The organism is Photorhabdus hainanensis, assembly GCF_018448965.1.
Classification (GTDB): Bacteria; Pseudomonadota; Gammaproteobacteria; order Enterobacterales; family Enterobacteriaceae; genus Photorhabdus; species Photorhabdus akhurstii.
Map to the genome: position 1 here is coordinate 12,261 of NZ_RCWD01000005.1, position 12,334 is coordinate 24,594.

Genomic DNA, 12,334 nt, shown 5'->3' on the forward strand with positions numbered 1-12,334 from the left:
CCAGCGAGTTACCATTTACTATGGCACTTTTTCGAACGCCCCCTCTTCAAACCGGATATGAGACTTTCGATCTCATATGCAGGTTAAATAAAATCTGCCCAAAAACAAATTCATGTAAGATAAAGCTTGCCAAAATCATCACTACGATTAGCGTAGCACATTTGGCAAACTATCTCCCTACAGTCACTACAGCTTCCAGCTTCGATCTTTAATAGAAATTTACCGCTATCTTTGAGGAAGCCAAAAGGAGCTGGCATTCTCACTATTATTATACGACTAGATATGTATGACATCATCTGACTGCGAGATCTTTCTATTGCTATTTCATAATAGCATTCAAGATTACATATCAATGAACGCCGTCTAGCGCCCCATGTAGAATGATTAGAGTTTTCTTTTTTTAACAATCCTGTAGGTATAAGATCAATATAGTCATGTGGGCAGAGTTCTTCATTGAAAAAGATATAATCAGAAATAGTATCCTTAGCACAGACTGCAAAGTACAAGTCAACTCTAGAAAAAGGGGAATTATCATGTTCAACCGTCTTCCAAGAAACTAAGCTACCAGCTACTGATCCCTTGCCAGTCAAGCTATTCTTAATAGCTTCACTCGTCTCGTTTAATGACAATCTATTCTCTACAACATTAAGTTGCTCATTATGAATATGGCAACCACTAGATTTAAGCCAATCAGCTTTGAAGTATGCATATCCTAAGTTATATAACTGCTTTTCAATACACTTTTGGTAATAGCGAATTTGGACATGCTGCCCTGAGTAGCTTTTCTGTTTCTCCGGGTAAAAAACATCAATAAAAAGGGACTTTAGTGAAAAAGGGGAGGAAAAGTAAGTGCGATTAACATATTTGTTTTTTTCATATAGGACGAATAAATCATTAGGGTTAAAAGTCTCAAATTCACTCCTTGCTTGATAGGGAATATTAGGCTTATCCCCCCAACCTCCATTAGTTAAAACAGTTGAAAAGTCACTATATCCAGTCCGTTTTAAAACTCGAAAAATAAAGCTCTGCAATGATTCACCTAACGCCGGGCCAATTTTACTAATACCAACCTTCCCCCTGATTTTAGCACGTTCAGAAAAACCAGATTAAGTAGCCTTCTTTGCAAAGGCCGGCGCACAACACAGTGGCCAATATTAGTTGAACACTACATACCAGAAATGAGCATAACTTGTAAGAATTAAGTGAACATAACCAAGACTATTGAGCATATTGTTGGAAAACGTTACACACAGAGGATAGAGCGAACCAATCTCACCCTACGGACACGGTTAAAGAGGTTAGCGAGAAAAACGATTGGCTTTTCCAAATCAAAATCTATGCACGACAAAGTGATTGGTACGTTTATCGAAAGAGAGTATTGCTATTGAATCAACTAGTTGGAGAAATAATTCATTGCATTCAGTTTGACTAATTAAGGATACACTGCTTTACTTAAGTACATTCGGCATACAAGTTGATTGCATCCGAGTAACAACACACTCATGGCAAGACATTCATTCATAATTTATAAAAACAAGGTTGTGATATGTCTCTGAATAAAATCGTCTATCAAGACAATGTCGGCGGTATTGTTGCTCTTCTTCCCTCGGTGAAGCCTTATATCGAACAATTTAACCGGGGCGACATGCCGAAAGATATGGCCTTCTTTGAAGATTTTATTCTCGAATCTCCTTTTGTCTCGCTGGATAATTTTCACCTTTCTGCACCTGCGATCGCCTTTATTGAAACCACCAACCTCTGCAACCTGCGTTGCCAGCATTGTTATGCCTGGTCGGGGAAAAAGCGGGACAACGAACTCTCCACCGAAAGAATTAAGGCGCTCATTGATGAGTTCGAGGCCTTGGGGGTCTTGCAAGTCTTTCTGACCGGGGGCGAATTGTTTGCCCATAAAGATGCCATCGAGATCATTCAGCACGCCCGGCAAAAGCCATTTAGTACCCAAATTTTTAGTAATGGCCTGCTCATTACGGAAGAAAAACTCAAGCGCATTCCCAAAGGTCAGTCGTTTTTTGTCAGCTTTGATACAGCCGTACCGGAACGAACCGTGCGGGGAAAAATGAATTTCCCGAAATTAAGAGAATGCTTCGAACTCATGAGTCAGTATGGCCATGTCGTCCGCACAGCCGTGTCTGTCCATAACCAGAATATCAATGATGTTGAAGAAATCTTCCAGTGGTGTGTGGTTTCCCCGCCCGCAATGGCTGGAAACACATCCCATCGGCAGGGCATTGCTCAATCCACATATCATTTTACAACCTGAACGGCTTGATGAAGTCTTTGCGATTTACGAACGTTGTATGGATCGCTTTCAGGGGGATGATGCCGATTCCCCGCATGAGTCCCTGATGGGGAAAAAGACAGGCGCGTTTACCTCCGATGACATTCACGGCGTTGAGACAATTAAGTTTTGTCAGACCTTGGAGCGGGCGACTCAACAAGAAAAATGTGGCCGTTCAACGGCTTATGTGAATAGCTCTGGGGAAGTGTTTCCTTGCAGTAACTGTATGAGTAACAAGATGTATGGTGCCGGAAATATTAAAGATCGGTCCTTTCAGGAGATATGGGAGACAGGCTTCTCAGATTTCAGGGACAAGACCTTTGCCAGACATACCGTCTGCCAGTCTTGCGATGTTCAGCAAAGCGGTGTTTGGTGCCAGTTTCGCTGTCCTCCGCTTGCGAAAAATGTGTCCGGGGATGAAGCGGGCTGTGGCGCAACCGAGTATCTGAGGCTGTTTATGATTAAATCGCATCAGTATTGGACGTTAAGAAGAAGTCAGGGCTTGAAGCTCAAACTGATCGCACCGGGCAATTAAGTCGCGGCGCATTCTGACAGTGGCTTTTTTGTTGTTTCACTCACAGCAACAGGAGCAAAAGCAATGAGTAAAAAAAGAGTTCTCGATATGATCCCGGATGAAGGGGCATCGATTGTTGCCTCTCCCGGAAAGAAATTTACCCGGATCCATATGGATCTATCCGCAGATGATGGCATTACTCTGGCGATGGTCGGCGCTGCAACGTCTTTAGCCAATAAAGAGAATCGCCATTCCATTACGCTCAAACCGACGAAAGAAGGGATTACCTTAGCCATGGTGGGCGCAGCCTCTGCGGCCTTGAAAAAGTAATCACAGGTGTTGCGTATGTGCATTCTCAATTCTGTACATACGCACACTTTTTGCGAAGACGCGTTTTGCAGACAGGTCCGGGACGATGAACCCTACTTCTCAGCTCTATCATTTAAAAGATGCGGATCACCAGCCTTTTCGAGTGCATATGACGGTGCCCGATACCCCATCATCTCCGCTTTGCTGTGTGTTCTTGCATTCCGGTCACATGACGGCATTTGATGCCCCCGCCCGGGAAAATGAATTCTTCTCCGCACTGCAACGGAATTTAGCAGCGCTTGGTATCGCGACCCTTGATTTTGATTTGCCTGATAAAATGCAAGCGGACGAAATCGCCTGCGCGACGGATATCCAAAAACGATACGAACGCTTCAATCAGGTGATTCAGGCCCCACTTTTTGAACCATTCAAGCGCAACTACTGTGTGATCGGGTTGTCCTTAGGCGGACAAGTCCTATTAAAGCTGTTTGAAGATTCAAATCATGCCCATGCTCACTGCCGACAAGTTTTTTTACTCAGTACCGTGGTTGAACAACCCGTGTATGTCTATGCAAATCCCGATGCCATTCATCTGATTTATGGCAGTCGGGACTGCATTGCCTATTGCGATGAGGCAACCGAGACCGTCGAACAAGTCTGCGCCCCGGACACTTATTCAAAAGACAGCGCTGACTATGTGGTGACACGCAAATCACAAGAGAAACACATTCATATTCTTCAAGGTGTTGGACATTTGATGGATATGCAGACGACAGACAACCCGCCCTGCGATCCGGCCGATTATCTTGCGGCTCTGATCGCCGGCGAATCCGAATCTCCATGTACCGCATCTGTTGAGGCGAATCATGCCAATCATTGAATACTTTTCGCCGGAACCTGCACCGCCAGAAGCATTTTTGAAAACTATCTGTGACCGGATTCAGGTGATCTTGCAGCTCGCGCCCAATCATGTGTGGTCGTTCTGGTTCCCGATCAATCCGGCTTGTTTCTTCAAACCGGACTGGGAAACCGCGAGCGCTCCGGCCCCGCTGGTCAAAATTCGCTGTAAATCCACGTACTCCAACCAAGCCGTGCAAGACATCATCACCTGTGTTGCCAATGGCATTGTTGAGGTATTTGGCGTCAACCGGGATGAGATCTATATCGTTGTCGATCAGGTGCATCCTGACCATTTATTCGTAAGAGGGCAGCTATGGAACCAGTAGATACAACTGTATTCACCCTACACCCGATTGGCTGGGTGAGAAATGAGAGAACGACCACCCAAGACGATTTCTGGGGCAGTGTGATCTCAACCATCACGCTCGATAGCAACCAGTTCACCCCGGCAGCGACGCAAGGTTTGAGTGAGTTTTCTCACTTGATAATCGTGTTTGCGATGCACAAAGTTCCTGCTGAAAAAATCGTCACCGGTGCAAGGCGCCCGCGGGGTCAGACGGAGCTGCCGCTAGTCGGCATCTTCGGGCAACGGGCCAAAGCGCGCCCCAATCGGCTGGGGGTGTCTTGCTGTGAACTGCTGGCCTGTGATGGGCTGACCTTAACCGTCAAAGCCCTTGATGCCATTGATGGCACACCGGTGATCGACATCAAACCTTACATGCAATCCTTTGAGCCACAAACAGAAATACGTGAGCCCGCATGGATATCGGCCATTATGGCACAGTACTATGACTAACGAGTGATTCATGCCCTGAATCATCACTGACATTCGAGGATCATCATCATGACGCGCATGGCCTATCTGACTGTTTTAGAAACATTGTTACACAACAATACAGAACTCAATATTCCGGTCCACGAGTACAATATCAATGTGACCTCAAATCACGGGGATATTCTCAGTGATGCAGACACCTTTCAGGCCTACGATTAAGAATCACCATATAGCTCGCGATATCGGGGATGCGGGCTGGCATGGCTTCATCAAGAAACTGGAATACAAAGCCGCAGCGCGGGCGTCCATCTGGTCAAACTGGATCAGTGGTTCGCCAGTTCGAAAACCTGTCATGGCTGCGGTCACAAAATGCCGGAAATGCCGCTGCGTAAGCGGATCAGGCCATGCCCTTTCTGCGAGCCGAACATGACCGCGATATCAATGCGGCGATCAACATCCAGCGCAAGGGCATAACAGAATTACAGGCGGCGGGACTCGTCGTCTTTGCCCACGGAGGCCAGCGTCAAGCCGTCATAAAGACGGTGGCAGTCTGAGAAGTGGGAAGCCTCGCCGTTTTTTACGGCGGGGAGCAGTCACAGTCTTCAATTAAAAATATGCTCCATATCTGTCATTTTCAGAATGATGGCTGCGTCAACTGACAGAGCTAAACCACCCAAGTCATGATTCCGGTAGTTATATGGTCGAGTTGCCTGAGAGGATCTCACCCACAGGTTCTCACGCAACCGGACGTGAAGTAGAGTAGAGCGCCAGCGAGTTACCATTTGCTATGGCACTTTTTCGAACGCCCTCACTTCATCCGGCTTTCCAGTATTATTTTTCCCGATTTTTGGTTGGACGAAACTTGTGAATCTCCTTATGGGTAAACTTTATTGTCTCTCCACAACAGTCACAACGCCTGAGCACATGCCCAGGCGGAACTCCATGCCCACTGGAAGTTATAGCCACCAAGCCAGCCGGTGACGTCTACCACTTCACCAATAAAGTAGAGTCCTTTTACCTGATTAGCTTCCATCGTTTTGGAGGAAAGCTGGTGAGTATCAATACCTCCCATCGTCACTTCGGCGGTGCGATAGCCCTCAGTACCGTTGGGTTGTACCCGCCATGATTGGAGGTTAGCGGCCAACTGTTTTTGTTGATTTGGGTTCAGTTGCTTAAGAGCAATATCTGGGATCTGACCGAGCGTTTGCAGGCACTCTGTCAGCCGCTTCGGTAATAATTTTGCCAAAGTATTTTTTACGCTTTGGTTTGGGTGGAAGCTCCGTTCTTGCTCAATAAAGGTTTCCAGATCACTATCAGGAAGTAAGTTAATGCTTACAAACTCTCCCGGTTGCCAGTAATTGGAAATTTGTAAGATTGCTGGACCAGAAAGTCCTCGGTGGGTAAACAGAATATTTTCTTTGAACAGAGTACCGTTTTCGGCGGTAACAATGGCGGGAACAGACACGCCAGAGAGCATATGAAGTTGCTCCAGTAGTGGTTTATGCAGAGTAAAAGGCACAAGAGCGGCGCGGGTTGGCAAGACTTTCAAACCGAACTGTTCTGCAATCCGATAACCAAAAGGAGTTGCTCCAAGGCCAGGCATAGATAATCCACCGGAAGCGATAACAAGTGAGCGTGTACTTACTTCCTTTCCGTTAACGATGATAACGAAACCCTGCTCATTTTTTTCTACCTGGCTAACTTCGCTGCGCAGACGAATAGTAACCTGACCGGCTTCACACTCTTTCAGCAACATATCAACGATCTGTTGGGCAGAGTCATCACAGAAAAGTTGCCCCAGTGTTTTTTCATGGTAAGCAATGCCATGACGTTGAACCAGTTCGATAAAATCCCATTGTGTGTAACGAGCCAGAGCAGACTTGCAAAAATGGGGGTTAGCAGAAAGATAAGCTGATGGTTCTGTGTACAGATTCGTGAAGTTGCAACGTCCACCACCGGACATCAAAATTTTACGCCCGGCTTTTTTGCCATTGTCCAGAACAAGTATCCGTAAACCGAGCTGCCCAGCCTGAGCTGCGCAGAACAAACCTGCTGCACCGGCGCCAATAATAACCGCATCAAATCTTTCCACTGTTTTTCTCTTTATGACTAAATAATTTAGTGGGGAATTACCCCTAATATGTTGCATTTTTAATAAGTTTGCGGGGAAAAATTCCCTTATAACTTAAATCTGTCAATTTTTTAGAAGATATGTAATTTAATGATATATAAGGAATATTCCTATTTCTTATTGTTACCTAGTTGTCATGAAATCAAAAAAAGTTCATATTTCACTTCCCCCGCTAGCATTTGTCACTGATAATGCGCCGCGTTCATGTCCAACTAACTGGCTTAACGTTTATGCTACATCTTTTTACTGGCTTGGATTTTCACACCAGCCTAATGTTAGTACTGGCACTACTGTTTGTGCTGTTTTATGAAGCCATTAATGGCTTTCATGATACCGCGAATGCGGTAGCAACAGTTATTTATACCCGTGCTATGCGAGCACAGTTCGCCGTCGTTATGGCTGGGGTATTTAACTTCTTTGGTGTTCTTCTTGGTGGATTAAGTGTCGCTTACGCGATTGTGCATTTGCTTCCGACCGATCTTCTTCTCAATGTCAGTTCTGCTCATGGCCTTGCTATGGTGTTTTCCATGTTGCTGGCTGCGATTGTTTGGAACCTTGGGACCTGGTATTTCGGTTTACCCGCATCCAGTTCCCATACCCTGATTGGTTCCATTATTGGTATCGGTTTGACCAATGCCATCGTAACCGGTTCTTCTGTGGTTGATGCGTTGAATGTGCCGAAGATGATACAGATTTTCCTGTCGTTGATCCTCTCTCCTTTAATCGGATTGATCATCGCAGGGGCAGTCGTGTTTCTGCTGCGTCGTTACTGGAGTAGCACCAAGAAACGTAAACGTATTCATCTGACTCCCGCTGAACGTGAAAAGAAGGATGGTAAGCGTAAGCCCCCTTTCTGGACACGTACAGCGCTGATTTTGTCTGCGGTGGGAGTAAGCTTCTCTCATGGGGCGAATGATGGTCAGAAAGGTATCGGTTTGATTATGCTGGTGCTAATTGGTGTAGCGCCAGCAGGATTTGTCGTAAACATGAATGCCAATGGTTATGACATCGCCCGTACCTACGACGCTATTACCCACTTGCAAAAATATTACCGGCAGCATGGCTCAGAGTTATCCCATGTGATTGAACTGACGCCATTGGTCGCTGTTGCGGAAGATGAACCGGAAGGGCGATTCCATTGTGATATTACGCGAGCTGTCGCTGTTCTTGATCAGACAGAAAACCTATTGAAGGGCATTCAGAGCTATAGTGAGCTGAATGCTGAACAGCGTAGTAATATGCGCCGTATGTTGATGTGTATTGCTGATACGGCGGAGTCTCTGGCTAAACTGCCGGAAACTCGAGCTGAAGACGCCCGTTTCCTGAATAAATTGCGGAAAGACTTATTACACACCGTTGAGTATGCGCCTGTCTGGATTATCATTGCGGTAGCACTGGCTCTGTCTTTGGGAACAATGGTTGGCTGGAAACGTGTTGCAGTCACTATTGGTGAGAAGATTGGTAAAAAAGGTATGACCTACGCGCAAGGTGTTTCAGCTCAGATGACTGCTGCTGTTTCAATTGGTGTTGCGAGTTATACCGGCATGCCGGTCTCTACTACGCAGGTGCTTTCTTCTGCGGTGGCTGGAACGATGTTGGTCGATGGCGGTGGGGTTCAGGGTAAAACCATCCAGAATATCATGCTGGCTTGGATACTGACGCTGCCGGTTTCAATCGGGCTGTCCGGTACGCTTTACTGGTTCGCTTTGAAACTGATTTAATTGTTTTAATGGATAATTTGAGGGCGGTATGGGTTAACTATACCGCCTTTTTATTTAATACCAAATCAACATAGAAATCAGGCAAATAACAACTAATCCACTCAGTGCGCTGGTCAAAATAAATTGTCTTCTCAACCTTTCACAACGAAGAACAACTTCTGGATCATGATGATCAAGGTAACGTTGTGAATTGATATAGTTCACTAGTCGTATTTGCTTATTAAGTTGCCCATGAGTAGTGAAAAAGCCGTTACCGTCTACTGATTGATAAAGCAAGGGGTCAGATTGACGAAGAATGGACAGCAATGCTCGTAGTGAAGAGAAGTAGCGCATCATATTGATAATGCAGACAAGACACAGCGCCCAAAACAATGCGATTGTACTGAACATAATCCCCTCCTTAGAATGGTTAGCCAGAGCTGTCACAAAAAAGAAAAAATCAAAATTGCAGGTGGCGACACCTTTATATTTATTGTAGGAAAGATAGCCAGATAGTACAAAAAACCTGTTTTGTGTAAGTTGGGATAAAACTAGTAGAAAAACGTCATAAACAATCATCTGGTCAGTTCTATCCAACCATGAAACCTCAGAGAGATTGATTAGCTATTCACGTAAATATATTGGGTATCAAGAAAGGCCGTAAATTCAGAGTAGGATTTTGCTATCCATCAAGTGGCAGGAAGAGCAATTGTGGTATATGTTGTTTGGTGGATGTTCTTTGTCCAGTCGCTAAACCGATGAGCTGTGATCGAAACAGGACTTGAAGAACATTCTAATTAGTAATAAACACAGGATAGTGGCAATTTGCCCTGCCAACTCACTAACTCGGCATTATGGAAGGAGTTCGCTTATGGCTTACAAACATATTCTTGTTGCGGTTGATTTATCCCCGGAAAGTCAGGTTTTGGTGAGAAAAGCTGTTTCTATGGCTAAACCGGACAATGCCAAAGTTTCCCTGATCCATGTTGATGTTAACTATTCCGATCTCTACACCGGTTTGATTGATGTTAATCTCGGTGATATGCAGCAACGTATTACTGACGAGACCCGCAGTGCGCTGAAAGCGCTCTCCGCAGATTCAGACTATGACATTCAGGAGACCCTGAGTGGTAGCGGTGATCTGGGGCAAGTACTGGTTGATGCAATCAAGAAATATGACATAGATATGGTTGTTTGTGGTCATCATCAGGATTTCTGGAGCAAATTGATGTCTTCTGCTCGTCAGTTAATTAACACGGTTCATGTTGATATGCTGATTGTTCCTCTGCGTGATGATGAATGACAATAGATTGAAAAGTTATTCGATAAAATCGCCTGCTTATGCAGGCGTTTTTTTGGGTGAAATGAGGGGGTGTTTGGCTTATGCTTGGTGCAATCAAGAAATTTTTTTTACCTTTCTGCGAAAAAACTTCTTGAAAAGTGAATATAGAACAGTGATATATTCAAAGGGCAAACACAACTTATCTCACATTTTCAACAAAAATAATGATTAGAAAATGACTGAGAGTCCATCACAACCGAAGTAGAAATAAGGAATAACTAAATGAGCTGTTTACTATCTTTGTCTTCATTTCTTGGATCGATTCAACGCAGGGATGAATATCAACCAGAATATCTCCAGGCTGTTCGGGAAGTATTCACCTCTCTTTGGCCGTTTCTTGAACAAAACCCGAAATACCGCGAACATAGCCTACTGGAACGTATGGTGGAGCCAGAAAGGGTTATCCAGTTTCGGGTTTGCTGGGTAGATGATCAGGGTAAAGTGCAGGTAAACCGGGCATGGCGAGTGCAATTCAACTCCGCCATTGGTCCATACAAAGGCGGCATGCGTTTTCATCCATCGGTGAACCTCTCTATTCTGAAATTCTTGGGTTTTGAACAAACCTTGAAAAATGCACTGACAACTTTACCAATGGGTGGTGGTAAAGGCGGCTCAGATTTTGATCCTAAAGGAAAAAGTCAGGGCGAAGTCATGCGTTTTTGTCAGGCATTAATGACAGAATTGTACCGCCATTTGGGGCCTGATACTGATGTTCCCGCAGGCGATATTGGTGTAGGTGGCCGTGAAGTGGCTTTTATGTCAGGAATGATGAAAAAGCTTTCGAACAACACGGCTTGTGTATTTACTGGCAAAGGTCTCTCTTTTGGCGGTAGTTTGATTCGCCCGGAAGCAACCGGTTATGGTCTGGTCTATTTCGTCAATGCCATGTTGAAACGTCATGGCATGGGTTTTGACGGTATGCGCGTATCGGTTTCCGGTGCAGGTAATGTCGCGCAATATACGATTGAAAAATGCATGGCATTGGGAGCGAAAGTGGTAACTGCTTCTGATTCCGGCGGTACCTTAGTTGATGAGGATGGGTTCACACCGGAGAAGCTGGCTCATCTTGAAGAGATAAAAAACCAACGCTACGGCCGTGTGGAAGAATACGCCAGAGAGCGGGGGCTGACTTTCTTGAAAGGGTTACAACCTTGGTCTGTGCCGGTTGATATCGCTTTGCCATGCGCCACTCAGAATGAATTGGACTTGGACGCGGCTAAGGTCCTTATCAAGAATGGCGTTAAAGCGGTTGCTGAAGGGGCGAATATGCCAGCAACTATTTCAGCGACAGAAGCCTTTATTGAAGCAGGTGTGCTATTCGCACCCGGTAAAGCGGCTAATGCTGGCGGCGTGGCGACATCTGGTCTGGAAATGGCACAAAATGCGGCCCGTTTAGGCTGGAAGGCTGAAAAAGTGGATGCGCGCTTACACCACATCATGCTGGATATTCACCACGCCTGTGTTGAGTATGGTGGCGAGGGCAAACAGATCAATTATGTTCAGGGGGCGAACATTGCCGGATTTGTGAAAGTTGCCGACGCCATGCTTGCTCAAGGCATTCTTTAAACTACATTCTTTAAACTAAAAGATATCAGCCGCAATAACGGCTGATTTTTTTCAACGAGGATAAATATCAAAACGGTGATTTTTCGTGGTGATAGCCGCTGATGCAGCGACTCCAGCCAAGGGTTCTGCATAATCAGGTCGCTTTACCACGACACGGCGTTTTGCCAAAGCGCGGGCGGGGGCTAGCAAATTATCAGCATCTTCATCAGCGCCAACCAGAGACTGGAACACTCGCATCTCTTTTTTCACCAGTGCGCTTTTCTGCTTATGTGGATACATAGGATCAAGATAAACGACATCGGGCTGTGGCGTAATATCGGCCAGCGCTGTAATGCTGGAGGCATGGAGCAGCGTCATGCGCTCTTGCAACCAGCCGCCAATTTCTTCATCCTGATAACCTCGTTGCAGTCCATCATCCAACAATGCCGCGACCACAGGATGGCGTTCCAGCATTCTTACATGACAACCCAGTGATGCCAGCACAAAGGCATCGCGCCCCAGGCCGGCGGTAGCATCTACGACTGTTGGTAGATAATCTTTTTTGATCCCTATGGCCTTAGCGACTGCTTCGCCGCGTCCGCCGCCAAAGCGACGGCGATGTGCCATTGTACCTGATACAAAATCGACATAGATGCCGCCTAGCTTTGGCTCATCCCGTTTATGAAGTTCAAGACGTTGAGGGGTAAGGACCAACGCCATAATCGCGCTTTCGTCATGCGCTAACCCCCAGCGTTCCGCTAGTTGAGATAAGGCGCTGTTATCAGCGCCTTGTTCACAGATTAAACAGATTCCCACCTT

15 protein-coding genes and 2 pseudogenes are annotated in these 12,334 nt (G+C 45.7%); 12 read left to right on the forward strand and 5 right to left on the reverse strand.

Features of this window, described 5'->3' with window-relative positions; genetic code table 11:
• Positions 1-110: 110 nt before the first annotated feature.
• Positions 111-1,031, reverse strand: a complete 921-nt coding sequence (locus EAE92_RS04405; protein ID WP_214067187.1) for a hypothetical protein — start codon at positions 1,029-1,031, stop codon at positions 111-113.
• A 195-nt stretch (positions 1,032-1,226) separates the two neighbouring features.
• On the opposite strand from EAE92_RS04405, the pseudogene EAE92_RS04410 reads away from it, so the two are divergent.
• The 9 genes and pseudogenes from EAE92_RS04410 to EAE92_RS04450 form a co-directional block, all read left to right on the forward strand.
• Positions 1,227-1,388, forward strand: a pseudogene (locus tag EAE92_RS04410) (IS1 family transposase); the annotation flags it as partial.
• 158 nt (positions 1,389-1,546) lie between these two features.
• Positions 1,547-2,281, forward strand: a complete 735-nt coding sequence (locus EAE92_RS04415) for a radical SAM protein (protein ID WP_214067188.1) — start codon at positions 1,547-1,549, stop codon at positions 2,279-2,281.
• Positions 2,199-2,834 carry an SPASM domain-containing protein gene (locus EAE92_RS24420; protein ID WP_214067189.1) on the forward strand — a complete coding sequence of 212 codons (636 nt, stop codon included), beginning with the start codon at positions 2,199-2,201 and terminating at the stop codon, positions 2,832-2,834. Before EAE92_RS04415 ends, EAE92_RS24420 begins: the two co-directional genes overlap by 83 nt.
• Before the next feature lie 63 nt (positions 2,835-2,897).
• The gene (locus tag EAE92_RS04425; RefSeq protein ID WP_036812610.1) at positions 2,898-3,143 is read left to right on the forward strand and encodes a hypothetical protein; all 246 of its coding nucleotides are present in this window, start codon (positions 2,898-2,900) and stop codon (positions 3,141-3,143) included.
• A gap of 85 nt (positions 3,144-3,228) precedes the next feature.
• Positions 3,229-4,002, forward strand: coding sequence for a hypothetical protein (locus tag EAE92_RS04430; protein ID WP_214067190.1), 774 nt, complete (start codon positions 3,229-3,231; stop codon positions 4,000-4,002).
• On the forward strand, positions 3,989-4,348 hold the full coding sequence (locus EAE92_RS04435) for a tautomerase family protein (RefSeq protein ID WP_214067191.1): 360 nt from the start codon (positions 3,989-3,991) through the stop codon (positions 4,346-4,348). Before EAE92_RS04430 ends, EAE92_RS04435 begins: the two co-directional genes overlap by 14 nt.
• Positions 4,336-4,818 carry an SAM-dependent methyltransferase gene (locus EAE92_RS04440; protein WP_214067192.1) on the forward strand — a complete coding sequence of 161 codons (483 nt, stop codon included), beginning with the start codon at positions 4,336-4,338 and terminating at the stop codon, positions 4,816-4,818. The genes EAE92_RS04435 and EAE92_RS04440 overlap by 13 nt, the downstream gene beginning before the upstream one ends.
• Positions 4,819-4,866: 48 nt before the next feature.
• Positions 4,867-5,016, forward strand: a complete 150-nt coding sequence (locus tag EAE92_RS04445; RefSeq protein ID WP_214067286.1) for a hypothetical protein — start codon at positions 4,867-4,869, stop codon at positions 5,014-5,016.
• A pseudogene (locus EAE92_RS04450) lies at positions 5,012-5,351 on the forward strand (RNA-guided endonuclease InsQ/TnpB family protein); the annotation flags it as partial. The gene EAE92_RS04445 and the pseudogene EAE92_RS04450, both read left to right, overlap by 5 nt.
• A gap of 48 nt (positions 5,352-5,399) precedes the next feature.
• Here the strand turns inward: EAE92_RS04450 and EAE92_RS04455 are convergent.
• Positions 5,400-5,579 (reverse strand): hypothetical protein, encoded by a 180-nt coding sequence (locus EAE92_RS04455; RefSeq protein WP_214067193.1) that lies wholly within the window; start codon positions 5,577-5,579, stop codon positions 5,400-5,402.
• A 125-nt stretch (positions 5,580-5,704) separates the two neighbouring features.
• Positions 5,705-6,889: a BaiN/RdsA family NAD(P)/FAD-dependent oxidoreductase gene (locus EAE92_RS04460; protein WP_214067194.1), complete on the reverse strand. Its 1,185-nt coding sequence runs from the start codon at positions 6,887-6,889 to the stop codon at positions 5,705-5,707.
• 269 nt (positions 6,890-7,158) lie between these two features.
• On the opposite strand from EAE92_RS04460, the gene pitA reads away from it, so the two are divergent.
• Positions 7,159-8,649, forward strand: a complete 1,491-nt coding sequence (pitA, locus tag EAE92_RS04465) for an inorganic phosphate transporter PitA (protein ID WP_214067195.1) — start codon at positions 7,159-7,161, stop codon at positions 8,647-8,649.
• Between the two features lie 54 nt (positions 8,650-8,703).
• Here pitA and uspB read toward each other — a convergent pair whose 3' ends face one another.
• Positions 8,704-9,039, reverse strand: a complete 336-nt coding sequence (gene uspB, locus EAE92_RS04470; protein WP_036812627.1) for a universal stress protein UspB — start codon at positions 9,037-9,039, stop codon at positions 8,704-8,706.
• Positions 9,040-9,499: 460 nt separating this feature from the next.
• Here uspB and uspA point away from each other — a divergent pair, with 460 nt between their 5' ends.
• Positions 9,500-9,931 carry a universal stress protein UspA gene (uspA, locus tag EAE92_RS04475; RefSeq protein WP_036779007.1) on the forward strand — a complete coding sequence of 144 codons (432 nt, stop codon included), beginning with the start codon at positions 9,500-9,502 and terminating at the stop codon, positions 9,929-9,931.
• Positions 9,932-10,192: 261 nt separating this feature from the next.
• Positions 10,193-11,536: an NADP-specific glutamate dehydrogenase gene (gene gdhA, locus EAE92_RS04480; protein WP_214067196.1), complete on the forward strand. Its 1,344-nt coding sequence runs from the start codon at positions 10,193-10,195 to the stop codon at positions 11,534-11,536.
• 51 nt (positions 11,537-11,587) lie between these two features.
• Here the strand turns inward: gdhA and rsmJ are convergent, their stop codons facing one another.
• Positions 11,588-12,331, reverse strand: a complete 744-nt coding sequence (gene rsmJ, locus EAE92_RS04485; RefSeq protein WP_214067197.1) for a 16S rRNA (guanine(1516)-N(2))-methyltransferase RsmJ — start codon at positions 12,329-12,331, stop codon at positions 11,588-11,590.
• Between the last annotated feature and the right edge of the window lie 3 nt (positions 12,332-12,334).

What these genes read in the sequence shown, in the direction of transcription:
- EAE92_RS04425 (WP_036812610.1), top strand. Translation starts at nt 2,898, where the DNA reads ATGAGTAAAAAAAGAGTTCTCGATATGATCCCGGATGAAGGGGCATCG.
- uspB (WP_036812627.1), bottom strand. Translation starts at nt 9,039, where the DNA reads ATGTTCAGTACAATCGCATTGTTTTGGGCGCTGTGTCTTGTCTGCATT.
- gdhA (WP_214067196.1), top strand. Translation starts at nt 10,193, where the DNA reads ATGAGCTGTTTACTATCTTTGTCTTCATTTCTTGGATCGATTCAACGC.
- pitA (WP_214067195.1), top strand. Translation starts at nt 7,159, where the DNA reads ATGCTACATCTTTTTACTGGCTTGGATTTTCACACCAGCCTAATGTTA.
- EAE92_RS04415 (WP_214067188.1), top strand. Translation starts at nt 1,547, where the DNA reads ATGTCTCTGAATAAAATCGTCTATCAAGACAATGTCGGCGGTATTGTT.
- EAE92_RS04440 (WP_214067192.1), top strand. Translation starts at nt 4,336, where the DNA reads ATGGAACCAGTAGATACAACTGTATTCACCCTACACCCGATTGGCTGG.
- EAE92_RS04445 (WP_214067286.1), top strand. Translation starts at nt 4,867, where the DNA reads ATGACGCGCATGGCCTATCTGACTGTTTTAGAAACATTGTTACACAAC.
- EAE92_RS04435 (WP_214067191.1), top strand. Translation starts at nt 3,989, where the DNA reads ATGCCAATCATTGAATACTTTTCGCCGGAACCTGCACCGCCAGAAGCA.
- uspA (WP_036779007.1), top strand. Translation starts at nt 9,500, where the DNA reads ATGGCTTACAAACATATTCTTGTTGCGGTTGATTTATCCCCGGAAAGT.
- EAE92_RS04455 (WP_214067193.1), bottom strand. Translation starts at nt 5,579, where the DNA reads ATGGTAACTCGCTGGCGCTCTACTCTACTTCACGTCCGGTTGCGTGAG.
- EAE92_RS04430 (WP_214067190.1), top strand. Translation starts at nt 3,229, where the DNA reads ATGAACCCTACTTCTCAGCTCTATCATTTAAAAGATGCGGATCACCAG.